Below are 25,267 nucleotides of genomic sequence, written 5' to 3' on the forward strand. Positions count from 1 at the left end.
CTCGCCGTCCTCAGATCACGATCAGGTCGGCTTGCAACGCGCCGGCCTGCTTCAGTGCTTCGAGAATGGCCATCAGGTCACCCGGCGCTGCGCCGACCTGGTTCACCGCACGAACGATTTCGTCGAGGGTGGTGCCCGGGCCGAACTTGAACATCGGCTTGGCCTCCTGCTCGGCGTTCACGCGCGAGCGAGGCACGACAGCTGTCTGGCCGTTGGACAACGGGCCTGGCTGGCTGACGATCGGGTCTTCAGTGATGGTCACAGTCAGGCTGCCGTGGGTCACGGCGGCCGGCGAGACTTTCACGTTCTGACCGATGACGATGGTGCCGGTGCGCGAGTTGATGATGACTTTCGCCACCGCCTGGCCCGGATCGATTTCGAGGTTTTCCAGGATCGACAGATAGTCGACGCGCTGGCTCGGATCGAGCGGCGCGGTCACCCGGATCGAGCCGCCGTCGATGGCCTGCGCGACGCCAGGGCCGAGCATGTCGTTGATCTTGTCGACGATGCGCTTGGCCGTGGTGAAGTCGGAACGGTTGAGGTTCAGCGTCAGGCTGTTGCCCTGGTTGAAACCGCTCGGCACCGCACGCTCGACCGACGCACCGCCGGGGATGCGACCGGCCGACGGAACGTTGACGGTGATCTTCGATCCGTCACGGCCCTCGGCGTCGAAGCCGCCCACCACCAGATTGCCCTGGGCGACGGCGTAGACGTTGCCGTCGATACCCTTGAGCGGGGTCAGCAACAGGGTGCCGCCGCGCAGGCTCTTGGAGTTACCGATGGAGGAAACGGTGATATCGACCTGCTGACCCGGTTTGGCGAACGCCGGCAGGTCGGCACTGATCGACACCGCCGCGACGTTTTTCAACTGCACGTTGCCCGACCCTGGCGGAACCTTGATGCCGAACTGCGACAGCATGTTGTTGAAGGTCTGCAGGGTGAACGGGGTCTGCGTGGTCTGGTCGCCGGTGCCGTTAAGCCCGACCACCAGGCCGTAGCCGATCAACTGGTTGGAACGCACGCCGGAAATGCTGGCGATGTCCTTCAACCGTTCGGCGTGGGCATTGACGGCCGCCGACAACAACAGCGCGGCCATCATGAGGCGCTTGAAATTCAAAGTAGCCACCTAGAAAGGGAACAGCGGGCTGAGGAAGAAACGGTCGAACCAGCCTGGCTGACTCGCATCGGCGAACGAACCGGTGCCCGAATAGGTGATGCGTGCATCGGCGACGCGGGTCGACGACACAGTGTTGTCGGTGGCGATGTCATCGGCGCGCACCAGACCGGCAATCCGCACCAGCTCGTCGCCGGTGTTGAGGGTCATCCACTTCTCGCCGCGCACGGCGATGATGCCGTTGGGCAGCACGTCGGCCACGGTCACGGTGATCGAACCGGTCAGGGTGTTGCCTTGCGCGGCCTTGCTGTCACCCTTGGTCGCACGGTCGCCGCTGTAGCCGACGTCCAGGCTCAGGTCACCGCTGCCGAACGGGCTATTGGTGGTGGCGCTGCCGCCGAACAGCGAGGTCAGGCCGATGCCGGTCTTGCTGGTCTTGTCGACCTGCGAGTTGGCGTTCTTGCTGGCCTGGGTCCTTTCGTTCAGGGTGATGGTGATGATGTCACCGACCCGGAACGCCTTGCGGTCGCTGTACAGGTTCTGCTCGAAACCGGCCTGATAGATCGAGCCGTTGTTGGCGGCCGCCGGCAACGGTGTGCGCGGCAACACCGGCGCATAGTAAGGGTCATTGGGCTTGGGCGTCGGGGCGACGCAGCCCGCGAGCGAGACGACCCCACTCAATGCCAGAACAGATACGAAGCGATTCATGACCCTTACCTCACGGTGTTGCAGGCGACCTCATGGCCGCCTCGTAGACTTGATTACAGATTCTGCGTTACGAACGAGAGCATCTGGTCGGCGGTGGAGATCACCTTGGAGTTCATCTCGTACGCGCGCTGGGTGGTGATCATGTTGACCATCTCTTCCACGGTGCTGACGTTGGAGGTTTCCAGGGTGTTCTGCAGGGTGGTGCCGAAACCGTTCAGGCCCGGGGTGCCGACTTGCGGCGCGCCGGAAGCGGCGGTTTCCAGGAACAGGTTGTTGCCCACCGCTTGCAGACCGGCCGGGTTGATGAAGTCGGCGGTTTGCAGGTTGCCGATCACTTGCGACGCGGCGTTGCCGGGCACAGTGATGGAAACGGTGCCGTCACGACCAACGGTGAAGGTCTGGGCGTTGTTCGGGATGACAATCGCCGGCTCCAGGGCGAAACCGCTGGCGTTGACGATCTGGCCGTTGGAGTCGAGGTGGAAAGTACCGTCACGGGTGTAGGACGTGGTGCCGTCCGGTTGCAGGATCTGGAAGAAACCGCGACCGTCGATGGCCATGTCCAGCGGCTGCTCGGTGGTTTGCAGGCTGCCGGCGGTGAAGTTCTTCTGGGTGCCGACGATGCGCACACCGGTCCCCACTTGCAGACCCGACGGCAGTTCGCTGTCCTGGGTCGACTGGGCGCCTGGCTGACGCTTGATCTGATACAACAGGTCCTGGAACTCGGCGCGGTCACGTTTGAAACCCGTGGTCGACACGTTCGCCAGGTTGTTGGAAATGGTGGTCAGGTTGGTGTCCTGAGCGGACAGACCGGTTTTGGCAACCCATAGAGCCGGAAGCATTCGATTCTCCTCGTGCGCCTGTTTTACGGCGCGACGTTCTGATAATTAGCTGATCTGCAAGACCCGAGCCATGGCCTGGTCGTCGTCTTTGGCGGTGTTCATCATCTTGACGTGCAACTCGAACTGCTTGGCCAGGGCCAGCACCGAGGTCATCTCTTCCACGGCATTGACGTTGCTCGACTCCAGGAAACCCGACACCAGCTTGACGTTGGCATCGGCCGGCGCAGGCTGGCCGTCCTTGGTGTAGATGGAACCGTCCAGGCCCTTGTTCATGTTCTTGATGTCCGGGTTGACCAGCTTGATCCGGTCGACTTCGGCCATGACGCGCGGGCCTTCGCCCATCGCACGAATACTGATGGTGCCGTCTTCACCGACTTCGACCTGCTGCTCCGGCGGCACGGCGATCGGCCCGCCATTGCCCATGACCGGCATGCCGTTGCCGGCGCGCAGGACGCCGAGGGCATCGATGTTGAGGCTGCCGGTGCGCACGTAGCTCTCGCCACCGTTGGGGTTCTGCACGGCGATGAAGCCGTTGCCGCTCACGGCCACGTCGAGGTCACGCCCGGTCTGCACCAGCGAGCCGGCGGTGAAATCCGTGGCAGGTCGTTCGCTCATGGCAAACGCACGCGCCGGAAAGCTGTCACCAAACACCGGCATCGAACGCGCCTGCTCCAGGTCGCGCTGAAAACCGTTGGTGGAGATGTTCGCCAGGTTGTTGGCATGAGCCTTTTGCGCCAGTGCGTTCTGGCTGGCGCCGGTCATTGCCACATAAAGGTACTTGTCCACACTCTTTCCTCTGCATGCCGGACGTTTGCCGCCCACCGCTGTACTGCTGAGCCATAAGCAATTTGCAGACCAACTTTTTTCTGGCGGCTCGCGACCCGGTAAACAAAGGACTTGCAGGATTTTGTGGGGAGGGAGGGAATGTATCGAAGTCGAAAAACCGGCGGTGTCATGCCGCCAAGCGGCATGATCGTTCCCACACAACGCCCGGGAACGATCATGCAGAAGCTAGGACTCGGTCTTGCCCACTTCATACTCGCGCAACTTATTGGCGATCGTGGTGTGCGAAACCCCCAGCCGCTTGCCCAGTTGCCGGCTGCTCGGGTGTTCGGAATACAGCCGCTCGAGTACCGCTTTCTCGAAACGCCCGACAATCTCGTCCAGTCCGCCATCGAGGGAAAAATCGCCAAGGGGCTGACGCACGCCATAGTCCGGCAGGCGAATATGCTCGGCCTTGACCGTCCCACCCTCGCACAGCGAAACCGCCTGGAACAGCACGTTCTCCAGTTGCCGCACGTTGCCCGGCCAATGGTAGTGACTGAGCCGATCCATCGCTGCCGGCGCCAGTTTCGGCAGCGAGCAGCCAATCTGCCGACTGGCCTGATCGAGGAAGTGTTCCACCAGCGGCGTCAGGCCGTCGAGGCATTCGCGCAGCGGCGGAATGTGCAGCGAAAGCACGTTCAAGCGATGGTACAGATCCTGGCGAAACTCACCGCGCGCGCACAACTCGGACAAGTCCACCTGAGTCGCGCAGATCACCCGCACATCCAGGTAAACCTCTTCATCGCTGCCAACACGCCGGAAGCATCCGTCCTGCAGGAAACGCAACAATTTCACCTGCAGGCGCGGACTCATTTCGCCCACGCCATCGAGAAACAGCGTACCGCCCGCCGTCAGTTCCAGCAGCCCGAGCTTGCCCTCGGCGCGCGCCCCTTCGAAGGCGCCAGGGCCATAACCGAACAGTTCGGTCTCGGCCATCGACTCCGGCAACCCCGCACAATTGAGCGCCATCAACGGCGACTGGCCGCGCGGACTCGCCAGGTGACAGGCGCGGGCCAGCAACTCCTTGCCGGTGCCGGTTTCGCCCTCAATTAATAATGGTGCGTCCAGCGGCGCCATGCGCCGCGCTTCGCGGACAACCGCCGCCATCACTTTCGAGCTTTGGAAGATACTGTCGAACCCGCGCAGCTCCTGCTTGCGCACGTTATAGATGCGCTCGCCGACCCGGTCCGCGCGATGCAGGGTCAGCACCGCGCCGGCCATGGCTTCGCTGTCGTCGTGCTCCGATTGCAGCGGCGCGATGTCGGCCAGAAAGACGTCACCCTTGACCTTGACCCGCATGCCATTGATTCGCGATTTGTTGGCGCGCACCAGCTCCGGCAAGTCGAAATCCTCGGCGTAGCGCGACAGCGGAATCCCCGGCACCTCATCGACCCGCACCCCCAGCAACTGGGCGGCCGCGCGGTTGGCGGCGACGATGGAGCCGCCCATGTCGATCGACAGCACCGGAAACTCCAGCGCGCCGAGCAACGCATTCAGCTCCATGTGCCGGCGTTCGCTGGGCATCAGCCCTACCCGCTTGACGCCGAACACCCCGGCAATTGCCTCGAACTTGGGGCGCAGCGCCTGGAACTGGATGTTGATCAGGTTCGGACAATGCAGATAGATCGCGTTGCCGTGCTCGCCGCCGACTTCGCCGCGAGCAACGTTGATCCCGTACTCCACCAGCAGATTGAGGATGTCGCGCAGGATGCCGATGCGGTTCTGACAATGGACTTTGATACGCATAGGAAAGGCCCGGAATGCGGTGGAATAAAGTGTCCGTTCCTGTGGAAACGGGCGTGCGCGGCGCAAATCTGGACAATTTTCTGTCGAGGCGCACAGATAATCGTCAAGATTATGTGACAGTCATCCACCATTTCAAACCCAAGACTCACCGCAAATACGACTTGGCCGACAAAGCGTAACGAAAATTTTACGAAATCTGCCGACTTTTCCTACGCAAACACCGCTCAACCCGCTGCAAGCCGACACGCCTTGGGTTATTTCTGAGTCCATCGCAGGACATAACAAGAACGAAATTCCCCTCGCAGGAGAGCAGTATGAAGCAGACGCAATACGTGGCCCGCGAGCCCGATGCGCAAGGTTTTATCGACTACCCCGCCGAAGAGCACGCGGTGTGGAACACGCTGATCACCCGTCAATTGAAAGTGATCGAGGGTCGTGCGTGCCAGGAGTACCTGGACGGTATCGAAAAACTCGGTCTGCCCCACGACCGCATTCCACAACTGGGCGAAATCAACAAAGTGCTCGGCGAGACCACCGGCTGGCAGGTCGCCCGCGTTCCGGCACTGATCCCGTTCCAGACCTTTTTCGAATTGCTCGCCAGCAAACGCTTTCCGGTGGCGACGTTTATCCGCACCCGTGAAGAGCTGGACTATCTGCAAGAGCCGGACATCTTCCACGAGATCTTTGGCCACTGCCCGCTGCTGACCAACCCCTGGTTCGCGGAATTCACCCACACCTACGGCAAACTCGGCCTGCAAGCGACCAAAGAAGAGCGCGTGTACCTGGCGCGTCTGTACTGGATGACCATCGAGTTCGGTCTGGTCGAAACACCGCAAGGCCGCCGCATCTATGGCGGCGGCATCCTGTCCTCGCCCAAGGAAACCGTTTACAGCCTGTCGGACGAACCTGAGCATCAGGCCTTCGATCCACTGGAAGCCATGCGCACGCCGTATCGCATCGACATCCTGCAACCGCTGTACTTTGCCCTGCCGAACCTCAAGCGCCTGTTCGATCTGGCCCACGAAGACATCATGGGCATGGTCAAGCACGCCATGCAGCTGGGTCTGCACGCACCGAAATTCCCACCCAAGCCAAAAGCGGCGTGAGCCGCGACTTTTGCTTACAAGTGAGTCTGTCAGTGGCCGCCACTTTGGTTTAGCTTGGCGGCATTGACGACCCGTTCAACCCTTATAAGAAAAACACGCCTTCTCAGGAAAAATGCCATGTCCAGTTTGAACCAAGCCCATTGCGAAGCCTGCCGCGCCGATGCGCCACAAGTCAGCGACGAAGAACTGCCGATCCTGATCAAGCAGATCCCTGACTGGAACATCGAAGTACGCGACAGCATCATGCAGCTGGAAAAAGTCTTCCTGTTCAAGAACTTCAAGCACGCCCTGGCGTTCACCAACGCAGTTGGCGAAATCTCCGAGGCCGAAGGTCATCACCCGGGCCTGCTGACCGAGTGGGGCAAAGTCACCGTGACCTGGTGGAGCCACTCGATCAAAGGCCTGCACCGCAATGACTTCATCATGGCCGCGCGTACCGACGAAGTGGCCAAGACCGCAGAAGGACGCAAGTAATGCACTTCGACGCCATCGGCCGGGTGCCCGGCGACCCGATCCTCGGCTTGATGGAGGCGTACGCGCAGGACTCCAACCCGCGCAAATTCGACCTGGGCGTGGGCGTCTACAAGGACGCCCAGGGCCTGACGCCGATTCCCGAGGCGGTGAAAATCGCCGAGGCGCGGCTGGTTGAAAGCCAGGACACCAAGACTTACATCGGCGGCCACGGCAACCCGCTGTTCGGCAAGGTCATCAATGAGCTGGTGCTCGGCGCCGACTCGAAACTGATCGCCGCGCAACGCGCCGGGGCCACCCAGACCCCGGGCGGCACCGGCGCCCTGCGCCTGAGCGCCGACTTCATCGCCCAGTGCCTGCCGGGCCGTGGCGTGTGGCTGAGCAACCCGACCTGGCCGATCCACGAAACGATTTTCGCGGCGGCCGGGGTCAAGGTCAGTCACTACCCGTACGTCGGCAGCGACAACCGTCTCGATGTTGAGGCGATGCTCGCCGTGCTCAGCCAGGCACCGAAAGGTGACGTGGTCCTGCTGCACGCCTGCTGCCACAACCCGACCGGTTTCGATCTGAGTCACGACGACTGGCGCCGGGTGCTGGAGGTGGTGCGCAACCGCGACCTGCTGCCACTGATCGACTTTGCCTACCAGGGCTTTGGCGACGGTCTGGAACAGGATGCGTGGTCGACCCGGTTGTTCGCCGCCGAACTGCCGGAACTGCTGATCACCAGTTCCTGCTCGAAGAACTTCGGCCTGTACCGCGACCGCACCGGTGCGCTGATCGTCTGTGCGAAAACCGCCGACAAGCTCACCGACATCCGCAGCCAACTGGCCAACATCGCCCGCAACCTGTGGTCGACGCCGCCGGATCACGGCGCGGCGGTAGTGGCGACCATCCTCGCCGACCCGGAACTGAAAAGCCGCTGGGCCGACGAAGTGGAAGCCATGCGCCTGCGTATCGCCCAGTTGCGCAGCGGCCTGGTCGAAGCGCTGGAACCTCACGGCTTGCGTGAACGCTTCGCCCACATCGGCGTGCAACGCGGGATGTTCTCCTACACCGGCCTGTCGCCGGAACAAGTGAAAAACCTGCGCGACCACCACAGCGTGTACATGGTCAGCTCGGGCCGGGCCAACGTCGCCGGCATCGATGCCACGCGACTGGACCTGCTGGCCGAGGCAATCGCCAAGGTCTGCCAGTAGCCACAAAACCTGATGTGGGAGTGGGCTTGCCCGCTCCCACATTGGCGTTAGCGCATCCCTTACAAACCTGTCTAGACAAGCCCATCCGTCGCAACAAATGGATATAAAAATCTGTTTGTCACTTTTCCTGCTGTATCCTCCACGAGCTTTCTGAAAGCGCGGATCTACCAGATCTATCAACAGACTTAGCGAGGAGCGCAACCATGCACGAGATTCCCAATCTCCCCTTCCCAAGCCTGCACGTACCTGAGCAGACGACCCCGCAACAAGCCGGCGCCCAACAGCCCGAGCCGAAACAAGAAGCCACTGACAGCCGCAAGGCTGACAGCGAAGACTGAAACACCCGCCGTACAGACCGTGTGGAAAGCGCTAACATGCGCTTTCCACACTGCCTGAAACCGAGCCCGCCATGACCGACGAATTCTCCGCCAGCCAAGCCGAAGTCCTGATCGGCGCCACCGAGAAAATGATCGAGATCTGGAACCGCCTCTCCCCGGAGAAACAGGCCGCCCTGCTCGCCCGCTTCGGTACGGAAGAAAATGCCCTCGCCGCGCTGGTCACCACGCAACTGGTCGCACCGGCCAAATCCTGATTTCGCCGCCCGGCAAATAGTTTTACTTTTCCCCGCCCCTGACGCGTCCGCGCCGGTATCATAAGCAGCCTATCTAATCCTGCTTCCCGTGGATCGTTTCCAATGTCAGAACCTCAGCGCCCCCTGGCGGTCACGCTGCAAGTCGTTTCCATCGTCCTCTTCACCTTCATCGGCTACCTCAACATCGGCATTCCCCTCGCCGTTTTACCGGGCTACGTCCACAGTGATCTGGGCTTCGGCGCGGTCATCGCCGGGCTGGTGATCAGCGTGCAATACCTGGCCACCCTGCTCAGCCGCCCGTACGCCGGCAAGATCATCGATAACAAGGGCAGCAAACGCGCCGTGATGATCGGTCTGGCCGGTTGTGGCTTGAGCGGTGTGTTCATGCTGATTTCGGCGTGGACACCGCATGTGCCAATGCTCAGTCTGATCAGCCTGCTGATCGGCCGCCTGGTGCTGGGCAGCGCGGAAAGCCTGGTCGGTTCCGGCTCGATTGGCTGGGGCATCGGCCGGGTCGGCGCGGCGAACACCGCCAAAGTGATTTCCTGGAACGGCATCGCCAGTTACGGCGCACTGGCCGTCGGTGCGCCGCTGGGTGTGTGGCTGGTCAGTCGCCTGGGGCTGTGGAGCATGGGCGTCAGCATCATCTTGCTGGCTGCACTGGGTCTGCTGCTGGCGTGGCCGAAAACCGCCGCACCAATCGTTGCCGGCGAGCGCCTGCCGTTCATGCATGTACTGGGTCGGGTCTTTCCCCACGGCTGCGGACTGGCGCTGGGCTCGATCGGTTTCGGCACCATCGCCACCTTCATCACCCTGTATTACGCCACGCAGCATTGGGACAACGCCGTGCTGTGCCTAAGCCTGTTCGGCGCCAGCTTCATCGGCGCGCGGCTGCTGTTCGGCAATCTGATCAATCGCCTCGGCGGCTTCCGCGTGGCGATTGCCTGCCTGTCGGTGGAAACCCTGGGCCTGTTGCTGCTGTGGCTGGCGCCGGATGCGCATTGGGCGCTGGCGGGTGCGGCGTTGAGCGGTTTTGGCTTCTCGCTGGTGTTCCCGGCGCTGGGCGTTGAAGCGGTGAATCTGGTGCCGGCCTCCAGTCGTGGCGCAGCCGTTGGTGCTTACTCGCTGTTCATCGACTTGTCGCTGGGGATCACCGGGCCGCTGGCGGGGGCGATTGCGGCGGGCTTCGGCTTTGCTTCGATCTTTCTGTTTGCGGCGCTGGCGGCGTTAAGCGGCCTGGCGTTGAGCATCTATCTGTACCGCCACACCTCGAAGTATCGCGAGGACTAGAAATCAACCTTGCCCCGCCCGGCCTTGATATTGCCGCGCTTGGCTTTCGACTCGAGGCGGCGTTTCTTCGAGCCGAGGGTCGGCTTGGTCGGGCGGCGCTTCTTTTCGACTTTGCTGGCGCTGAGGATCAGTTCGACAAGACGCTCCAGCGCATCGGCGCGGTTCTGCTCCTGCGTGCGGTATTGCTGGGCCTTGATAATCAGCACGCCGTCGCTGGTGATACGACTGTCGCGCAACGCCAGCAACCGCTCCTTGTAGAACGCGGGCAGGGACGAGGCCGGAATGTCGAAACGCAGGTGCACGGCGCTGGAAACCTTGTTGACGTTCTGCCCCCCGGCGCCCTGCGCGCGAATGTACGTCAGCTCGATTTCGGCATCCGGCAGATGCACGTTGTTGGAAATCACCAGCATGGAAAAACGTCCGAATTCAGAACTCGCAGGATACCTTGATTGATCCGTTTCCTGTGGGAGAGGGAGCGGCATCAAGCTCAGAAACGACAAACCCGGCACATTGGCCGGGTTTGTCGTTTCTGCATCTGACGCTTATTTGGCAGCGCCCGCCGTGTGCAGCGCCTGCTGCGCACCGCGCTTGTTCTTGATCACGTAGCAGACCCACATGAACACGACCCACACCGGGATCGCATACACCGAGACCTGGATGCCCGGGATCAGCAGCATCACGCCCAGAATGAACACCACGAACGCCAGGCAGATGAAGTTGCCGTACGGATACCAGAGTGCCTTGAACAGCGGCTTCTGGCGGGTCTTGTTCATGTGCTGACGGAACTTGAAGTGCGAGAAGCTGATCATCGCCCAGTTGATCACCAGGGTGGCTACCACCAGCGACATCAGCAATTCCAGCGCGTGCTGCGGAATCAGGTAGTTGAGCAGCACCGCCACCAGCGTCACCGCTGCCGAGGCGAGGATCGAACGCACCGGCACGCCGCGCTTGTCGATTTTCGCCAGGCCCTTCGGCGCATCACCCTGCTCGGCCATGCCCAGCAGCATGCGGCTGTTGCAGTAGGTGCCGCTGTTGTACACCGACAGCGCCGCCGTCAGGACCACGAAGTTGAGGATGTGCGCGGCGGTGTTGCTGCCGAGCATCGAGAACACCTGCACGAACGGGCTGCCGCTGTACGAGTCGCCCGAAGCGTTGAGGGTTTCCAGCAGGCTGTCCCATGGGGTCAGCGACAGCAGGATCACCAGCGCACCGATGTAGAAAATCAGGATCCGGTAGATCACCTGATTGATCGCTTTCGGGATCACGGTCTTCGGCTTGTCGGCTTCGGCGGCGGTGAAACCGAGCATTTCCAGGCCGCCGAAGGAGAACATGATGATCGCCATGGCCATCACCAGGCCGCTGACGCCATTGGGGAAGAACCCACCGTGGGACCACAGGTTGCTCACCGAGGCCTGCGGGCCGCCGTGGCCGCTGACCAGCAGGTAGCTGCCGAGGGCAATCATGCCGACAATCGCCACGACCTTGATGATCGCGAACCAGAATTCGGCCTCACCGAAGACTTTGACGTTGGCCAGGTTGATCGCGTTGATCAGCACGAAGAACGCGGCGGCGGTGACCCAGCTCGGGATGTCCGGCGCCCAGTAGTGGATGTATTTGCCGACCGCTGTCAGCTCCGACATGCCCACCAGGATGTACAGGATCCAGCAGTTCCAGCCCGACAGGAAGCCGGCGAAGCCGCCCCAGTACTTGTGCGCAAAATGGCTGAAGGAACCGGCCACCGGCTCTTCGACGATCATTTCGCCGAGCTGGCGCATGATCATGAAGGCGATGAAGCCGCAGATGGCGTAGCCGAGGATCATCGACGGGCCGGCGGATTTCAGCACCCCGGCCGAGCCGAGGAACAATCCTGTACCGATCGCGCCACCGAGGGCGATCAGTTGAATATGGCGATTTTTCAGGCCGCGTTTCAGCTCGCCTGATTGCGAGTTTTGTCCACTCATGAAAAAGGTCTCACGCAAGGTTTGATGATGTTCAGTAGACGTTGCTGCAAGGTTGCGATTTCAGGCAGCCCCGATCAAACCCCAGCGCAGGCACCAGGAGTTCAGCTTTTTTACAACGGTCATGCGTCACCTGTTTGTTTTTATCTGTGACGAAATCGAACCCGACACGCTCGTGACGCGACGGAGTGAACAAGGCGGATAGCCTTGCGGTTTGCGCGATTACGCAGGGGGTCACAGTAAAACGCGGCGCATTGTACACCGCTAACCCCCTGCTGCCAGACCCGCCGGATCAGCGTGTCGGTTGCCGGGATTGCATGTGTCCGCCTCGAGATGCCCGGGCGGCCGCAAAAATTGAGTCAGGCCTTTGCAGGCCATCGGCGTGGACGATGGAAAATCCGCCCCACGTAGAGAAGTGAAAATGGATAACGGCGTTCATTGCGCCTCCTTCTTGTTATGCACCTGCACGACAGGCATGGGGCGCATCTCACCTTTCAATCGGGCTTGAAACAAGCGGCTTAGAGCCTTGCGAAAGGCCCGGCGGACGGGGTTTCGGCAGGTTTTCCTTACACGCCCGCCAGCCCATGGGATTCACGGCTTGAAGTACGTTTTTTCGTAAACATCCGCTGACACCGTGTAACGAATTTTTTCCACGTTGAGCCAGGAGCACGGCTCGACAGGCGGGCGCTAGAAAGCCTGCTAACTAATTGAAAGATCTGTTTTTTGTTTTTTAAATAAGAAAAATTCGGGAAGAAAAGAGAGCTTGAAGAGTGGATTTAAATTTTAAATAAATATGTTCTGGCGCTTTTAACCAAGGCTCAGGAGCAAACGCCAGACGAAAAAAAACGCCAACCCTGAGGTTGGCGTTTTCACTTCAGCTTGCAGCTACCTTATTCCGGCTTCTTGCGACCGAAACCCGGACGCTGACCCGAACCGGCCGGTGCACCACGGCGCTTGCCCGACGGTTTGTCGTCATCGAGCTTGAGGCCTGGACGCTTCACACCGGGCTTGGCCGGACGCTTGGTGTCGGCTGGACGATCCGCCACCGGCGTACCACGACCGGCCGGCGCGCGGCCTTCGCCACGCTCGGTGCGACCGCGTGGAGCGCGCTCGCCATCCGGACGCGCGGCCGGCTTGCGACCTGGACGCTCGCCTTCGATCTGCGGCTCACGGACCGGGCGCGGGCCGGCGGCAGCAGGAGCACCATTGGCCGGACGCAGCGTACGTACGCGATCAGCACGCGCCATCGGACGCGACGACTTGCGCTGCATGCGGTCGAGCTTGTCTTTGCTCTTGGTGGTCATTTGCGGCATGGCCACCGGGGTCAGACCCACTTCGGCGCTCAGTACGTCGACTTCGTACTGGCTCATTTCACGCCAGCGGCCCATCGGCAGATCGGAGTTGAGGAACACCGGACCGAAACGCACGCGCTTCAGACGGCTGACCACCAGCCCTTGGGACTCCCACAGACGACGAACCTCACGGTTACGGCCTTCCATCACCACGCAGTGATACCAGTGGTTGAAGCCTTCGCCGCCCGGCGCCTGCTGGATGTCGGTGAAACGCGCCGGGCCGTCTTCGAGCACAACGCCGGCCTTGAGGCGGTCGATCATCTCGTCATCGACTTCACCGCGTACACGCACGGCGTACTCGCGGTCCATCTCGTAGGACGGGTGCATCAGGCGGTTGGCCAGTTCACCGTCGGTGGTGAACATCAGCAGCCCGGTGGTGTTGATGTCGAGGCGACCGATGTTGATCCAGCGGCCTTCTTTCGGACGTGGCAGCTTGTCGAACACGGTCGGACGGCCATCCGGGTCGTCACGGGTGCAGATTTCACCATCAGGCTTGTTGTACATGATGACGCGGCGAACCGACTCGGCGGCTTCTTCGCGCTTGATGACCTTGCCATCGATGCTGATGGCGTCGTGCATGTCGACACGCAGGCCGAGGGTCGCGTCGTTGCCATTGACCTTGATCCGGCCCTGGCTGATCCACGCTTCTACGTCACGGCGCGAGCCGACGCCGATACGGGCGAGGACTTTCTGCAGTTTTTCGCCTGCTGGACGGATTTCCTGGTCGTCTTGCTGATTGATGTCACTCATCTGGGCACCTCCCGGTGTGGTCGGTTCAGGCAGCGCCTGAAACGTTGAATCTAACGTTGAAAAACAGGTTTTCGGGCGAAGGGATCGCCGAAGGGTCGCGAATCATACGCGGATGTGCTCGTTCGCGCATCAGAGACTAGTCGATCAACCCGCAGTTATTTCATTTTCCGCCGACCGGTGTGCGACTGACGCAAGCAGGTCAGTCTTCGAACTCGCGGCGTTCGGCCTCAATCGCTTCGGCCAGCGCGCGGGCTTCGGCTTCTTCTTCGCTCAATTCCGGTTCGGGCGTCGATTGTTCAAGGGCGGCAACGGCGGCCAGGAGCTTTTCCCTGGCTTCGGCGACGCCCAGCACGTCTTCCTCGGCTTCCGCTTCGGGTTCGGGTTCGGGTTCGGGTTCAGGTTCTGGCTCGGCCTCGACTTCAGCCTCGACTTCAGCCCCAACCTCCAGCTCGACCGCAACGACCGGCGCATCCGGCGGCGTTTCGAACGCATCCGACAGGGATTCCCCATCGCGCAGCAAATCGTCGAAGTCGGTCTTGATCCCCTCCTCCATGCTGTCCAGCTCCAGCAGCAAGGTGTGGAAACTGGTTTCTTCCTTCGGTTCTTCGTCGGGTTCGGCGCTGGCGTCGGCCAGTTCCTGCAAGCTGCGCGGCACCGGGGCGTCGTCAAAGTCGAGCACGGGCTCGGTTTCCATCTCGCGCAGTTCGGCCAGCGGCGGCAGATCTTCGAGGTTTTTCAGGTTGAAGTGATCGAGAAACGCCTTGGTGGTAGCGAACATCGCCGGTTTGCCCGGTACGTCGCGATAGCCGACGATGCGAATCCACTCGCGCTCGATCAACGTCTTGACGATGTTGCTGTTGACCGCCACGCCCCGCACATCTTCGATCTCGCCCCGGGTGATCGGCTGGCGGTAGGCGATCAGCGCCATGGTTTCCAGCAAGGCTCGGGAGTAGCGTTGCGGCCGCTCTTCCCACAAGCGGCCGACCCACGGCGAGAACTTCTCGCGAATCTGCAGGCGATAGCCGGAGGCAACCTCCTTGAGTTCGAACGCCCGCCCTTCGCAGGACTTGCCCAGCAGGGTCAGGGCTTTCTTGAAGACCGGCGGCTCCGGCCGCTCGCCCTCTTCGAACAGTTCGTAGAGACGCTCAAGGGATTGCGGCTTTCCCGAGGCCAACAGAAAGGCTTCAAGCAGGGGCGCCAGCTCGCGGGGTTCAGTCAGGTTCATGTTTCGACTCGTTATTCGGCTCGGGCTCGCACGTGGATCGCGGCGAACGGCTCATTCTGCACCAGCTCGACCAAGGATTCCTTGACCAGTTCAAGGATCGCCATAAAGGTCACCACCACGCCGAGCCGGCCTTCCTCGGCGGTGAACAGCTCGACGAACGGCACGAAGCCGCCGCCCTTGAGGCGCTCCAGCACATCGCTCATGCGCTCGCGGGTGGACAGCGCCTCGCGGCTGACCTGGTGACTTTCGAACATGTCGCCACGGCGCAGCACTTCGGCCATGGACATCAGGATTTCTTCCAGCGCCACGTCGGGCAACAGCTTGCGCGCGCGGGCCTCCGGAGCGTCGAGCTTGGGCACCACCACATCGCGGCCGACCCGGCTCAAGCCGTCGATGCCTTCGGCGGCAGCCTTGAAGCGCTCGTACTCCTGCAGGCGGCGGATCAGTTCGGCGCGCGGGTCGTCCTCTTCGTCGTCGACGGTTTCGGCCCGTGGCAGCAGCATCCGCGACTTGATCTCGGCGAGCATCGCGGCCATCACCAGGTATTCGGCGGCCAGTTCCAGGCGCACCGACTGCATCAACTCGACATAGCCCATGTACTGGCGGGTGATTTCCGCCACCGGGATGTCGAGAATGTCGATGTTCTGTTTGCGGATCAGGTACAGCAACAGGTCGAGGGGGCCTTCGAAGGCTTCGAGAAACACCTCCAGCGCATCCGGCGGGATGTACAGGTCCAGCGGCATTTCCATGACCGCCTGGCCATAGACCATGGCAAACGGTAGCTCCTGCTGGGCGCCGGCCTGGGGATCGACGTTTTCCACTGCTGACATTCAGGCCTCGACCATGAACGGAGCCGGGTCGCCGCAACCGACGCGCACCACTTCCGGGTCGTCGCCGGTCAGGTCGATCACGGTGGACGCCTTGATCCCGCCGAAACCGCCATCGATGATCAGGTCGACCTGATGCTCGAGCAACTGACGCATTTCGTAGGGATCGCTCAGAGGATCGTCCTCGCCGGGCATGATCAGGGTCACACTCATCAGCGGCTCACCCAGTTCGGCGAGCAGGGCCAGGGCAATCGGATGGCTCGGCACCCGCAAACCGATGGTGCGCTTCTTCGGGTGCAGCAACAGCCGTGGCACTTCGCGGGTGGCGTTGAGAATGAAGGTGTACGGCCCCGGCAAATGAGCTTTGAGAATGCGGAAGGTGCCGGTGTCGATCTTGGCGTAGTTGCCCAGTTGCGACAGGTCGCTGCAAATCAGCGCGAAGTTGTGCTTTTCATCCAGTTGACGCAGGCGCCGGACGCGCTCGATGGCGGTCTTGTCGCCGATCTGGCAACCGATAGCGTAGGAAGAGTCCGTGGGATAAATCACCACCCCGCCGTTGCGGATGATCTGGACGGCCTGTTTGATCAGGCGCGCTTGCGGGTTTTCCGGATGTATCTGGAAAAATTGGCTCACATTCTCTACCTGTTCAGACGGCGGCAATAACTGGGTCATGTTTGAACCGGCGCCACAGGGGCGGCAGGTCCTCGGGAAGCGGCCGGTACTGGCCGATCTCGGACCAGCCACCCGGGCCATGGAAATCACTGCCGGCGCTGACCAGCAGACCGAACTCTCGGGCAAGGATCGCCAGGCTGCCCACCTGTTCCGCAGGCTGATAACCGTTGACCACTTCCAACGCTTGCCCGCCCGCTTGAATATAGTCGGCAATCAGCTTTCGGCGCTTGCTGCGGGTGAAATCGTAGTGCCACGGATGCGCCAGACTGACCCAGGCACCGGAATCGCGCAGCGTGCCGACGGTGTCGTCCAGGCTCGGCCAGTGCTGCTTGACGTCACCCAGCTTGCCGGCGCCGAGCCATTTGCGGAATGCCTCGGCGCGATCCTTCACAAAACCTTCGCGCACCATCCAGTCGGCGAAATGCGGACGGGCCGGCGCGTTACCGCTGTCGCCCAGTTCCTGCTGGATCTGCCGGGCGCCTTCGAGCGCGCCGGGCATGCCTTTGAGCGAAAGCTTGCGGCTTATCTCTTCCGACCGCAGCCAGCGGCCATCGTGCAGTTTGGCGATGGCCTCGACCAGTGGCGCGGCATTGACGTCGAAACCGTAGCCCAGCACATGAATGGTGGCGCCGCCCCAAGTGCAGGACAGCTCGACACCGTTGATCAGGTGCATGCCCAGTTTCTGCGCGGCGCTGCGCGCTTCGGCGAGGCCTTCGACCGTGTCGTGATCGGTCAGGGCCAGCATTTGCACGCCGTTCTCGAACGCCCGCGCAACCAGTGCCGTCGGCGCCAGGGCGCCATCGGAGGCCGTGCTGTGGCAGTGCAAATCAACATTCACGGGGAGTTGTAACCTCAAATCAGCTGGCGCTATCGCGCGCCCATATGTTTGTTATTATGCCGCCACATCCAGCTTCTGGCTCTTACTGTGAAACAATTCATCGATTTCATCCCGCTCCTGCTGTTCTTCATCGTCTACAAACTCGATCCGCGCAGCGTCGACGTGGCCGGCCATGAATTGACTGTAGGCGGTATTTACAGCGCCACCGCGATGCTGATCGTCAGTTCGCTGGTGGTGTACGGCGCGCTGTTCATCAAGCAGCGCAAGCTGGAGAAGAGCCAGTGGCTGACCCTGATCGCCTGCCTGGTCTTCGGCAGCCTGACCCTGGCCTTCCACAGCGAAACCTTCCTGAAATGGAAAGCACCGGTGGTCAACTGGCTGTTCGCCCTGGCCTTCATCGGCAGCCACTTCATCGGTGACCGCCTGCTGATCAAGCGCATCATGGGCCACGCGCTGACCCTGCCGGACCCGGTCTGGACCCGCTTGAACATCGCCTGGATCGCCTTTTTCCTGTTCTGCGGTGCCGCCAACCTGTTCGTCGCCTTCACCTTCCAGAGCATCTGGGTGGACTTCAAGGTGTTCGGCAGCCTGGGCATGACCGTGCTGTTCCTGGTCGGTCAGGGCATCTACCTGTCCCGTCACCTGCACGACGCCGATACCACAACGCCAAAAACCGAGGACTGACATGCTCTACGCAATCGTTGCCACCGACGTCGCCAACTCCCTGGACGCCCGCCTCGCCGCGCGCCCGGCGCACCTGGAACGTCTGCAAGTGCTCAAGGGCGAAGGCCGCATCGTGCTGGCCGGTCCCAACCCGGCGGTCGACAGCAATGATCCGGGCGCGGCGGGTTTCACCGGCAGCCTGATCGTCGCCGAATTCGACTCCCTGAGCGCCGCGCAGGCCTGGGCCGATGCCGACCCGTACATCGCCGCCGGCGTCTACGCCAGTGTCGTGGTCAAGCCGTTCAAGCAAGTCCTGCCGTAATCTCTGCGGCAAATCTCCCCACGCGATGAACCTTGTCGGTTCATCGCGTTCTCAATCGCTCATTATTCTCGTTTGCCGGCCGACAACCTGCCCAATATCCATTTGGAAGCAGGAGTCGCGATGCGCAAGGGTCCGTTGTGTCTGATGTTGGTCACGTTGTCGATCGTGGCGCCCGCCCATGGTGAGGAAGGCAGCGAAGGCGGCAATTCCACGCCGTTGTCGTTGAGCGTCGGCAGTCAGATCACCGAGTTGCAGCAGCGCCTGAAGGCCAGCGAGCAGCAGCGGGAAGAACTGAGCAAACAATTGCAAAATGCCGACAATGAACGCGAAAGCGCCCAACTGGCGCGGCTGCGCCAGGAAAACCAGCGCCTGAAGCTGCAACTCAAGGAAGCCCAGGCAAGCCCGCTGCCGCGCCTGCTGACCGATCAGCAGCAATGGTTCGTCACCGGTGCCGGAGTAGCGCTATTGGCTCTGCTCTGCGGTATCTTTGCCAGCGGTGGACGTAGAACACGTCGGCAATGGCTAAATTGAGTGAGTCATGAGCGAGCTGTTACTAATTGATGATGACCAGGAGCTGTGCGAGCTCCTGAGCAGTTGGCTGACCCAGGAAGGTTTCCAGGTGCGTGCCTGCCATGACGGCCAGAGCGCCAGAAAGGCACTGGCTGAGTCTGCGCCCGCCGCGGTGGTGCTGGACGTGATGCTGCCCGACGGCAGCGGTCTGGAACTGCTCAAGCAATTGCGCAGCGACCACGCCGATCTGCCGGTGCTGATGCTGTCGGCCCGTGGCGAACCGCTGGACCGCATTCTCGGCCTGGAACTCGGCGCCGACGATTACCTGGCCAAGCCGTGCGACCCGCGTGAGCTCACCGCCCGCCTGCGTGCCGTGCTGCGCCGCAGCCATCCGGCCGCCGTGTCGACCCAGCTGGAACTGGGCGACCTGAGCTTCAGTCCGGTGCGCGGCGTGGTCAGCATCGACGAAAAGGAATTCACCCTCACCGTCTCCGAAAGCCGCCTGCTCGAAGCCCTGCTCAAACAGCCTGGCGAGCCGCTGGACAAACAGGAGCTGGCGCAGATCGCCCTCGGTCGCAAGCTGACCCTGTACGACCGCAGCCTCGACATGCACGTCAGCAACCTGCGCAAAAAGATCGGCCCGCACCCCGACGGCCGCCCGCGCATCGTTGCTCTGCGCAGCCGAGGCTACTACTACAGCCTGTAAGTTTTGTCAGGTCAGCGCCGAAACGTCTTTACCCAAGCTTTACCCAGCGCTGACCGCCGCTGACCTAGATCTCCGTAATCTGAACTCATCCGGAACGTACCGGGAACGAGACAAGGAGATACACCATGCGCAAGACTCTTATCGCTCTGATGTTCGCCGCTGCCCTGCCAACCGTCGCCATGGCCATGCCTGAAGGCGCAGGCCCGATGGGCGGCCCGCTGGACGGCCCGCACCACGGCGGTCAGATGCACGGCATGCACGGCAAAGGCCCGTACAGCCAGCTCGACCTGTCCCGCGAACAGCGCGAGCAGATCCGCAAGATCATGGGCGAACAGATGCACGAGCGTAAGCAAACGGTCGAAAAGTACCTGGAGAAACTCTCGCCGGCTGACCAGAAAGCCATGAAGGACGAGATGGCGGCCAACCACAAGAAAGCCGAGTCCGATGTCCGGGCGGTGCTGAAACCGGATCAACAGAAGAAATTCGACGAGATCCAGAAGAAACAGGCCGAACGCCGCGCCGAATGGGCCGAGTTCAAAGCCTGGAAAGCGCAACAGCCGCAAAAGACGCAATAATGCAGTGACCGCAGGCCCGACGGCTGACCCCGTCGGGCCTGTTTTCACTTTGTTGAATGTGAGAGCGGGCTGGCTCGCGAATGCGGTGTATCGGACAACCCCTGTCGACTGACGCACCCGTTCGCGAGCCAGCCCGCTGCCACCATTGGTTTTTGTGTTTGATCGAGGAATTTCTGTGCGTTCACTGTTCTGGCGTGTCCTCGCCAGCTTCTGGCTGGCCATTGCTCTGGTTGCAGGGCTTTCCATTCTGCTGGGGCACATGCTCAACCAGGACGCGTGGATCCTCAGCCGCCATCCGGGCCTCAACACCCTGGCCGAGCAGTGGACGCAAACCTACGAAAGCCAGGGCGAAGACGCCGCTCAGGACATCCTCGAACAGCGCAAGCGCCAGTACCACATCGACGTGCAAGTGCTGAACGAGAGCGGCGACCCGGTGGTACGCGGCACCTTCCCCCGTCGCGCCGCCGCCTTCGAAGCGCGCCAGAACAACGACGACCGCCGCCTGCCATGGCGGCGTCTGACCGATGAGTTCACCAGCGACAAGACCGGCGATACCTACCTGTTCATCTACCGCATCCCGCACCCGGAACTCGACGCCTGGCACCGCGAAAGCCTGCTCTGGCCGCTGAGTGCGCTGGGCATCGCGCTCGTGGTGCTGACCCTGTTCAGCCTGTTGGTGACGTTCTCCATCACCCGTCCGCTGAGCCGTTTGCGCGGCGCGGTGCATGATCTCGGGCAGACCACCTATCAGCAGAACAGCCTCGCGCAACTGGCGAATCGTCGTGATGAATTCGGCGTGCTGGCCAATGACTTCAACCGCATGGGCGCGCGTCTGCAAAGCCTGATCGGCAGCCAGCGCCAGTTGCTGCGCGACGTGTCCCACGAACTGCGCTCACCGCTGGCCCGGTTGCGGATTGCCCTGGCGCTGGCCGAACGGGCCAGTCCCGAAGAACGGGAAAGACTCTGGCCGCGCCTGACCCGTGAGTGCGACCGCCTGGAAGCGTTGATCAGTGAGATTCTGGTGCTGGCACGGGTCGATGCCGACAACGCCAGTGCTGAAGATGTCGACTTGAATGCGTTGCTGACGGCCCTGCAAAAGGACGCGCAGCTCGGCTCACCCGAGCAGAACGTGCGCCTGGAGGCCGAGCCGCAGCTCAATCTGACGGGGTGGCCGACCATGATCGAACGGGCCGTGGACAACCTGCTGCGCAATGCCCAGCGATTCAATCCGCAAGGCCAGGCAATCGAGATGCAGGCCACGCGGCAAGGCGAGCGGATTGTAGTCAGCGTGCGCGACCACGGCCCGGGGGTGCAGGACGAGCATTTGAGCCAGTTGGGCGAACCGTTCTTCCGCGCGCCGGGGCAGACGGCTGCCGGGCATGGCTTGGGCCTGGCGATTGCGCGGCGGGCGGCGGAGCGGCATGGCGGGAGCCTGGTGCTGGCGAATCATCCCCAGGGCGGGTTTGTGGCGAGCCTGGAGTTACCGTTGGTGCCTGGCGCTGTTGTGCAGCCTTAAAGCCCCTCACCCCAGCCCTCTCCCGGAGGGAAAGGGCGCCGACCGAGGTGTCTTGCGTCATACATCGACCTGAAAGATCGAGTCGATTATGGTTCTGCAAAAGCACCTGAACCAAATCAATTCGGATTCGGCCAAAGCACTTGAACCCGTCAATTCCGGATTCGGCCAAGCTCTGTCAGCTAGGTGAACCTCTGAAGCATCCCCCAATCAGTCCCCTCTCCCCCTGGGAGAGGGCTAGGGTGAGGGGGTGCTTTTAACGCTTTCAGGCTTTACCCGACCAGGCGCTGACGAACGCGTTCAGATCAACTTTCTCGGCCACACGCGGTTCTTTCTGCGGAGTGCCGAGGTACAGGAACGCGATCACCTCTTCATCCGCCCCCAGCCCCAGCCCTTGGGCCACGTGCTTCGAATAAGCCAGCTCACCGGTGCGCCACACCGCGCCGATTCCCTGCGCATAGGCCGCCAGCAAAATCCCGTGGGCCGCGCAGCCTGCCGCCAGCAATTGCTCGGCTTTCGGGTATTTGACGTGATCCTGCAATTTGGCGATGACGACCACCACCAGCGGAGCCCGCAGCGGGCCGTTACGGGCCTTGTCGATGGCCGCTTCAGTGACTTCGCCGTCCTGCATCTGCGCCGCTTGCGCCAGCAATTCGCCCATTTGCTCGCGTGCCGCGCCTTCGACGGTCAGGAAGCGGTACGGCTGCAAATGGCCGTGATCCGGTGCCCGGGTCGCGGCGCCGAAGAGGATTTCCCGCTGTTCGGCAGTAGGGGCCGGTTCGACCAGACGAGGAACGGAAACACGGTTGAGCAAAGCCTCGAGCGCCTGCATGGGTCATCTCCTGAAAAAATTGTGCGGCTATTCTAGCGGTATCTGCCATCAGGATGCCGGTTTACATGCCCTGCCCCACGGGTAGAATGGCGCCCTTCACACTTCAGCCCGAGCGGACTTCATGGCGTTGCCGACCTTACGGATCATTGGTTTCATCATCGGCATCTTCCTGATCACCCTGGCCATCGCCATGGTCGTGCCCATGGCCACACTGTTGATTTTCGACCGCACGGGCGATCTGCCGTCGTTCCTCTGGGCCAGCATGATCACCTTTGTCGCCGGCCTGGCGCTGGTGATTCCCGGTCGCCCGGAACACATTCACCTGCGCCCGCGCGACATGTACCTGCTGACGGTCAGCAGTTGGCTGGTGGTGTGCATTTTCGCCGCGCTGCCGTTCCTGCTGACCCAGCACATCAGTTACACCGACTCGTTTTTCGAAAGCATGTCCGGCATCACCGCCACCGGCTCCACCGTGCTCAATGGCCTGGACAACATGTCCCCCGGTATCCTGATGTGGCGCTCGTTGCTGCACTGGATCGGCGGTATCGGCTTCATCGGCATGGCGGTGGCGATTCTTCCATTGCTGCGCATCGGCGGCATGCGGCTGTTCCAGACCGAGTCCTCGGACCGCTCGGAAAAGGTCATGCCCCGCTCGCACATGGTGGCGCGGCTGATCGTGGCGGCGTATGTGGGTATCACCATTCTCGGCAGCCTGGCGTTCTGGTGGGCCGGGATGAGTCCGTTCGATGCGATCAACCACTCGATGTCGGCGATCTCCACCGGCGGTTTCTCGACGTCTGACCAATCCCTCGCCAAGTGGACCCAACCGGCGGTGCATTGGGTGGCGGTGGTGATCATGATTCTCGGCAGCCTGCCGTTCACCCTGTACGTGGCGACGCTGCGCGGCAACCGCAAGGCGCTGTTCCGGGATCAACAGGTGCAGGGTTTGCTCGGCATGTTGCTGGTGACCTGGCTGGTGCTCGGCACCTGGTACTGGTGGACCACCAACCTGCATTGGCTGGACGCACTGCGCCATGTGGCGCTGAACGTGACCTCGGTGGTCACCACCACCGGCTTCGCCCTCGGCGACTACAGCCTGTGGGGCAATTTCTCGCTGATGCTGTTCTTTTACCTGGGCTTCGTCGGCGGCTGCTCCGGCTCGACGGCAGGCGGGATCAAGATTTTTCGTTTTCAGGTCGCCTACATCCTGCTCAAGGCCAACCTTAACCAGTTGATTCACCCCCGCGCGGTGATCAAGCAGAAGTACAACGGTCACCGCCTCGACGAAGAAATCGTGCGCTCGATTCTGACCTTTTCGTTCTTCTTCGCCATCACCATCTGCGTGATCGCCCTGCTGCTGTCGCTGCTCGGCGTCGACTGGATGACCGCGCTGACCGGTGCCGCCAGCACCGTATCCGGCGTCGGTCCGGGGCTGGGCGAAACCATCGGCCCGGCCGGCAACTTCGCCAGCCTGCCGGACGCGGCCAAGTGGATTCTGTCGTTCGGCATGCTGCTCGGCCGACTGGAGATCATTACGGTATTTGTGCTGTGCATTCCGGCGTTCTGGCGTCACTGACGGCACCCGGCGCCTGCAGCAGCCGCACCCGATAATCGCCCGGCGTGGTGTCGAACCAGCGGCGGAAGGCACGGAAGAAGTTGCTCGGGTCAGCGAAACCCAGCAGGTAGGCAATTTCCAACAGGGTCATGCTCGGTTGCGCCAGATACTGCTCGGCGAGTTCGCGGCGGGTGTCATCGAGCAGTTGCTGAAAACTCGTGCCCTCCTCCTGCAGGCGCCGTTGCAGGGTGCGCTGCGACAGGTGCAGGGTCTGCGCCACCGCATCGCGCTTGGGCTCGCCCTGGGGCAGCAGGCGGCACAGCACCTGGCGCGCCTTGTGGGTCACGCGACTTTCGGAAAACCGCGCCAGATACTCCCCGGCAAAACGGTCATGCAGCAGCGCCATCGCTTCGTTGGCGGTCGGCAGCGGCGCTTCCATGTCGGCACGCTCGAAGATCAGCGCGTCGTACGGCGCGTTGAACACCAGCGGTGCGTGGAAGGCTTGCTTGTAAGGTTGCAGATCGTCCGGCTCCTCGCCCTGCACCAGCACTTTGCGTGGGTGCAACGTGCGCCCGGTCAGCCAGCCGCACAGGGCCAGCGCACAGGCCAGAGACGCTTCGGCGCTTTGCCGGGTCGGCGGCAGGTGATCGCCATGCACCGTCAGAATCAGCGCATAACCTTCGTCGAGCAAACGAAAACTCAGGTCGGCGCTTTCCGCGATGATCCGCTGATAGCGCACCAGTCGCTCGAAGCCTGCGGCCAGAGTGTTGCTGGACATCAAGGCGTAGCCGGCGACATGGAACGACGCCGGTCGCACCACCTTACCCATGTTCAGGCCGATCGCCGGGTTGCCGGACAGTTCAACCGCCCGTTGCCAGAGGCGGGTCATGGAATCCTGTGGGAAGCGTGCATCCGGATCATCCAGTGCCGCGTAGTCGAGCCCCAGTTGCTTGAACAAAACCCGGCAATCCAGGCCGTCCATTTCCAGTGCTTTGACAATCCCCATCGCCCAGCTTGCAGAAGTCGTTCGTTCGCTCATGGCGTTTTTTTCTTTTGCATGATGGGCTGCAGGCTACAGCCCG

At 61.9% G+C, this 25,267-nt stretch carries 27 protein-coding genes; 13 read left to right on the forward strand and 14 right to left on the reverse strand.

What is annotated here, in order from left to right:
• Positions 1-10: 10 nt before the first annotated feature.
• From KVQ74_RS16530 to KVQ74_RS16550, 5 genes are all read right to left on the reverse strand, one after another.
• Positions 11-1,099 (reverse strand): flagellar basal body P-ring protein FlgI, encoded by a 1,089-nt coding sequence (locus tag KVQ74_RS16530; protein WP_217832276.1) that lies wholly within the window; start codon positions 1,097-1,099, stop codon positions 11-13.
• 27 nt (positions 1,100-1,126) lie between these two features.
• Complete coding sequence (flgH, locus tag KVQ74_RS16535) at positions 1,127-1,822, reverse strand: flagellar basal body L-ring protein FlgH (RefSeq protein WP_217832238.1); 696 nt, start codon at positions 1,820-1,822, stop codon at positions 1,127-1,129.
• Between the two features lie 53 nt (positions 1,823-1,875).
• Positions 1,876-2,661, reverse strand: a complete 786-nt coding sequence (flgG, locus tag KVQ74_RS16540; protein ID WP_217832239.1) for a flagellar basal-body rod protein FlgG — start codon at positions 2,659-2,661, stop codon at positions 1,876-1,878.
• A 45-nt stretch (positions 2,662-2,706) separates the two neighbouring features.
• A complete protein-coding gene (locus tag KVQ74_RS16545; protein WP_217832240.1) occupies positions 2,707-3,447 on the reverse strand; it encodes a flagellar basal body rod protein FlgF in 741 nt (246 codons plus the stop codon).
• A gap of 225 nt (positions 3,448-3,672) precedes the next feature.
• The gene (locus KVQ74_RS16550) at positions 3,673-5,232 is read right to left on the reverse strand and encodes a sigma-54-dependent transcriptional regulator (protein ID WP_217832241.1); all 1,560 of its coding nucleotides are present in this window, start codon (positions 5,230-5,232) and stop codon (positions 3,673-3,675) included.
• Between the two features lie 314 nt (positions 5,233-5,546).
• Between KVQ74_RS16550 and phhA the strand changes: the two genes are divergently transcribed.
• The 6 genes from phhA to KVQ74_RS16575 all read left to right on the forward strand — a co-directional run bounded on the left by phhA (position 5,547) and on the right by KVQ74_RS16575 (position 9,887).
• Entirely contained in the window at positions 5,547-6,338 is a 792-nt protein-coding gene (gene phhA / locus KVQ74_RS16555) for a phenylalanine 4-monooxygenase (protein WP_217832242.1), read from the forward strand.
• Positions 6,339-6,455: 117 nt separating this feature from the next.
• Positions 6,456-6,812 (forward strand): 4a-hydroxytetrahydrobiopterin dehydratase, encoded by a 357-nt coding sequence (locus KVQ74_RS16560; protein ID WP_213027921.1) that lies wholly within the window; start codon positions 6,456-6,458, stop codon positions 6,810-6,812.
• Positions 6,812-8,005, forward strand: a complete 1,194-nt coding sequence (locus KVQ74_RS16565; RefSeq protein ID WP_217832243.1) for an amino acid aminotransferase — start codon at positions 6,812-6,814, stop codon at positions 8,003-8,005. Before KVQ74_RS16560 ends, KVQ74_RS16565 begins: the two co-directional genes overlap by 1 nt.
• A gap of 203 nt (positions 8,006-8,208) precedes the next feature.
• The gene (locus KVQ74_RS29420; protein ID WP_262149814.1) at positions 8,209-8,343 is read left to right on the forward strand and encodes a hypothetical protein; all 135 of its coding nucleotides are present in this window, start codon (positions 8,209-8,211) and stop codon (positions 8,341-8,343) included.
• Positions 8,344-8,414: 71 nt separating this feature from the next.
• A complete protein-coding gene (locus KVQ74_RS16570; protein ID WP_217832244.1) occupies positions 8,415-8,597 on the forward strand; it encodes a hypothetical protein in 183 nt (60 codons plus the stop codon).
• Positions 8,598-8,699: 102 nt separating this feature from the next.
• Positions 8,700-9,887 carry an MFS transporter gene (locus tag KVQ74_RS16575; RefSeq protein ID WP_217832245.1) on the forward strand — a complete coding sequence of 396 codons (1,188 nt, stop codon included), beginning with the start codon at positions 8,700-8,702 and terminating at the stop codon, positions 9,885-9,887.
• Here the strand turns inward: KVQ74_RS16575 and arfB are convergent.
• From arfB to KVQ74_RS16610, 7 genes are all read right to left on the reverse strand, one after another.
• Positions 9,884-10,297 carry an alternative ribosome rescue aminoacyl-tRNA hydrolase ArfB gene (gene arfB / locus KVQ74_RS16580; RefSeq protein ID WP_217832246.1) on the reverse strand — a complete coding sequence of 138 codons (414 nt, stop codon included), beginning with the start codon at positions 10,295-10,297 and terminating at the stop codon, positions 9,884-9,886. The two genes, KVQ74_RS16575 and arfB, sit on opposite strands and share 4 nt — an antisense overlap.
• A 132-nt stretch (positions 10,298-10,429) precedes the next feature.
• Positions 10,430-11,848: an amino acid permease gene (locus KVQ74_RS16585; RefSeq protein WP_217832247.1), complete on the reverse strand. Its 1,419-nt coding sequence runs from the start codon at positions 11,846-11,848 to the stop codon at positions 10,430-10,432.
• A gap of 887 nt (positions 11,849-12,735) precedes the next feature.
• On the reverse strand, positions 12,736-13,947 hold the full coding sequence (rluB, locus tag KVQ74_RS16590; RefSeq protein WP_217832248.1) for a 23S rRNA pseudouridine(2605) synthase RluB: 1,212 nt from the start codon (positions 13,945-13,947) through the stop codon (positions 12,736-12,738).
• A 199-nt stretch (positions 13,948-14,146) separates the two neighbouring features.
• Positions 14,147-15,172 carry an SMC-Scp complex subunit ScpB gene (gene scpB, locus KVQ74_RS16595; protein ID WP_217832249.1) on the reverse strand — a complete coding sequence of 342 codons (1,026 nt, stop codon included), beginning with the start codon at positions 15,170-15,172 and terminating at the stop codon, positions 14,147-14,149.
• A gap of 11 nt (positions 15,173-15,183) precedes the next feature.
• Positions 15,184-15,882 carry a segregation and condensation protein A gene (locus tag KVQ74_RS16600; protein ID WP_217832277.1) on the reverse strand — a complete coding sequence of 233 codons (699 nt, stop codon included), beginning with the start codon at positions 15,880-15,882 and terminating at the stop codon, positions 15,184-15,186.
• Positions 15,883-16,002: 120 nt separating this feature from the next.
• Positions 16,003-16,632 carry an L-threonylcarbamoyladenylate synthase gene (locus tag KVQ74_RS16605; protein ID WP_217832250.1) on the reverse strand — a complete coding sequence of 210 codons (630 nt, stop codon included), beginning with the start codon at positions 16,630-16,632 and terminating at the stop codon, positions 16,003-16,005.
• A 13-nt stretch (positions 16,633-16,645) separates the two neighbouring features.
• Positions 16,646-17,509, reverse strand: a complete 864-nt coding sequence (locus tag KVQ74_RS16610) for a PHP domain-containing protein (protein ID WP_217832251.1) — start codon at positions 17,507-17,509, stop codon at positions 16,646-16,648.
• 87 nt (positions 17,510-17,596) lie between these two features.
• Between KVQ74_RS16610 and KVQ74_RS16615 the strand changes: the two genes are divergently transcribed.
• The 6 genes from KVQ74_RS16615 (at position 17,597) to KVQ74_RS16640 (ending at position 21,801) form a co-directional block, all read left to right on the forward strand.
• The gene (locus KVQ74_RS16615) at positions 17,597-18,193 is read left to right on the forward strand and encodes a septation protein A (protein WP_217832252.1); all 597 of its coding nucleotides are present in this window, start codon (positions 17,597-17,599) and stop codon (positions 18,191-18,193) included.
• A 1-nt stretch (position 18,194) separates the two neighbouring features.
• Positions 18,195-18,494 carry a YciI family protein gene (locus tag KVQ74_RS16620; RefSeq protein ID WP_217832253.1) on the forward strand — a complete coding sequence of 100 codons (300 nt, stop codon included), beginning with the start codon at positions 18,195-18,197 and terminating at the stop codon, positions 18,492-18,494.
• A 120-nt stretch (positions 18,495-18,614) separates the two neighbouring features.
• Entirely contained in the window at positions 18,615-19,025 is a 411-nt protein-coding gene (locus KVQ74_RS16625) for a translation initiation factor 2 (protein WP_217832254.1), read from the forward strand.
• A 7-nt stretch (positions 19,026-19,032) separates the two neighbouring features.
• A complete protein-coding gene (locus KVQ74_RS16630; RefSeq protein ID WP_217832255.1) occupies positions 19,033-19,710 on the forward strand; it encodes a response regulator transcription factor in 678 nt (225 codons plus the stop codon).
• Between the two features lie 125 nt (positions 19,711-19,835).
• Positions 19,836-20,285 carry a Spy/CpxP family protein refolding chaperone gene (locus KVQ74_RS16635; RefSeq protein WP_217832256.1) on the forward strand — a complete coding sequence of 150 codons (450 nt, stop codon included), beginning with the start codon at positions 19,836-19,838 and terminating at the stop codon, positions 20,283-20,285.
• Positions 20,286-20,460: 175 nt separating this feature from the next.
• Positions 20,461-21,801: a sensor histidine kinase gene (locus KVQ74_RS16640; protein WP_217832257.1), complete on the forward strand. Its 1,341-nt coding sequence runs from the start codon at positions 20,461-20,463 to the stop codon at positions 21,799-21,801.
• Between the two features lie 262 nt (positions 21,802-22,063).
• Here the strand turns inward: KVQ74_RS16640 and KVQ74_RS16645 are convergent, their stop codons facing one another.
• Entirely contained in the window at positions 22,064-22,630 is a 567-nt protein-coding gene (locus KVQ74_RS16645) for a nitroreductase family protein (RefSeq protein ID WP_217832258.1), read from the reverse strand.
• Positions 22,631-22,751: 121 nt separating this feature from the next.
• On the opposite strand from KVQ74_RS16645, the gene KVQ74_RS16650 reads away from it, so the two are divergent.
• Entirely contained in the window at positions 22,752-24,206 is a 1,455-nt protein-coding gene (locus KVQ74_RS16650) for a TrkH family potassium uptake protein (protein WP_217832259.1), read from the forward strand.
• Here KVQ74_RS16650 and KVQ74_RS16655 read toward each other — a convergent pair.
• A complete protein-coding gene (locus KVQ74_RS16655) occupies positions 24,163-25,224 on the reverse strand; it encodes an AraC family transcriptional regulator (RefSeq protein ID WP_217832260.1) in 1,062 nt (353 codons plus the stop codon). The genes KVQ74_RS16650 and KVQ74_RS16655 overlap by 44 nt on opposite strands.
• Positions 25,225-25,267: the final 43 nt, after the last annotated feature.

Source organism: Pseudomonas botevensis (assembly GCF_019145475.1).
In the GTDB taxonomy this organism is placed as follows: Bacteria; Pseudomonadota; Gammaproteobacteria; order Pseudomonadales; family Pseudomonadaceae; genus Aquipseudomonas; species Aquipseudomonas botevensis.

Bases quoted from the DNA above. Each gene is read 5' to 3' on its own strand.
- rluB (WP_217832248.1), bottom strand. From the start codon at position 13,947: ATGAGTGACATCAATCAGCAAGACGACCAGGAAATCCGTCCAGCAGGC.
- KVQ74_RS16650 (WP_217832259.1), top strand. From the start codon at position 22,752: ATGGCGTTGCCGACCTTACGGATCATTGGTTTCATCATCGGCATCTTC.
- KVQ74_RS16570 (WP_217832244.1), top strand. From the start codon at position 8,415: ATGACCGACGAATTCTCCGCCAGCCAAGCCGAAGTCCTGATCGGCGCC.
- scpB (WP_217832249.1), bottom strand. From the start codon at position 15,172: ATGAACCTGACTGAACCCCGCGAGCTGGCGCCCCTGCTTGAAGCCTTT.
- KVQ74_RS16550 (WP_217832241.1), bottom strand. From the start codon at position 5,232: ATGCGTATCAAAGTCCATTGTCAGAACCGCATCGGCATCCTGCGCGAC.
- KVQ74_RS16620 (WP_217832253.1), top strand. From the start codon at position 18,195: ATGCTCTACGCAATCGTTGCCACCGACGTCGCCAACTCCCTGGACGCC.
- KVQ74_RS16530 (WP_217832276.1), bottom strand. From the start codon at position 1,099: ATGATGGCCGCGCTGTTGTTGTCGGCGGCCGTCAATGCCCACGCCGAA.
- KVQ74_RS16625 (WP_217832254.1), top strand. From the start codon at position 18,615: ATGCGCAAGGGTCCGTTGTGTCTGATGTTGGTCACGTTGTCGATCGTG.
- phhA (WP_217832242.1), top strand. From the start codon at position 5,547: ATGAAGCAGACGCAATACGTGGCCCGCGAGCCCGATGCGCAAGGTTTT.
- KVQ74_RS16565 (WP_217832243.1), top strand. From the start codon at position 6,812: ATGCACTTCGACGCCATCGGCCGGGTGCCCGGCGACCCGATCCTCGGC.
- KVQ74_RS16585 (WP_217832247.1), bottom strand. From the start codon at position 11,848: ATGAGTGGACAAAACTCGCAATCAGGCGAGCTGAAACGCGGCCTGAAA.
- KVQ74_RS29420 (WP_262149814.1), top strand. From the start codon at position 8,209: ATGCACGAGATTCCCAATCTCCCCTTCCCAAGCCTGCACGTACCTGAG.
- KVQ74_RS16655 (WP_217832260.1), bottom strand. From the start codon at position 25,224: ATGAGCGAACGAACGACTTCTGCAAGCTGGGCGATGGGGATTGTCAAA.
- arfB (WP_217832246.1), bottom strand. From the start codon at position 10,297: ATGCTGGTGATTTCCAACAACGTGCATCTGCCGGATGCCGAAATCGAG.
- KVQ74_RS16630 (WP_217832255.1), top strand. From the start codon at position 19,033: ATGAGCGAGCTGTTACTAATTGATGATGACCAGGAGCTGTGCGAGCTC.
- flgH (WP_217832238.1), bottom strand. From the start codon at position 1,822: ATGAATCGCTTCGTATCTGTTCTGGCATTGAGTGGGGTCGTCTCGCTC.
- KVQ74_RS16635 (WP_217832256.1), top strand. From the start codon at position 19,836: ATGCGCAAGACTCTTATCGCTCTGATGTTCGCCGCTGCCCTGCCAACC.
- KVQ74_RS16575 (WP_217832245.1), top strand. From the start codon at position 8,700: ATGTCAGAACCTCAGCGCCCCCTGGCGGTCACGCTGCAAGTCGTTTCC.
- KVQ74_RS16560 (WP_213027921.1), top strand. From the start codon at position 6,456: ATGTCCAGTTTGAACCAAGCCCATTGCGAAGCCTGCCGCGCCGATGCG.
- KVQ74_RS16645 (WP_217832258.1), bottom strand. From the start codon at position 22,630: ATGCAGGCGCTCGAGGCTTTGCTCAACCGTGTTTCCGTTCCTCGTCTG.
- flgG (WP_217832239.1), bottom strand. From the start codon at position 2,661: ATGCTTCCGGCTCTATGGGTTGCCAAAACCGGTCTGTCCGCTCAGGAC.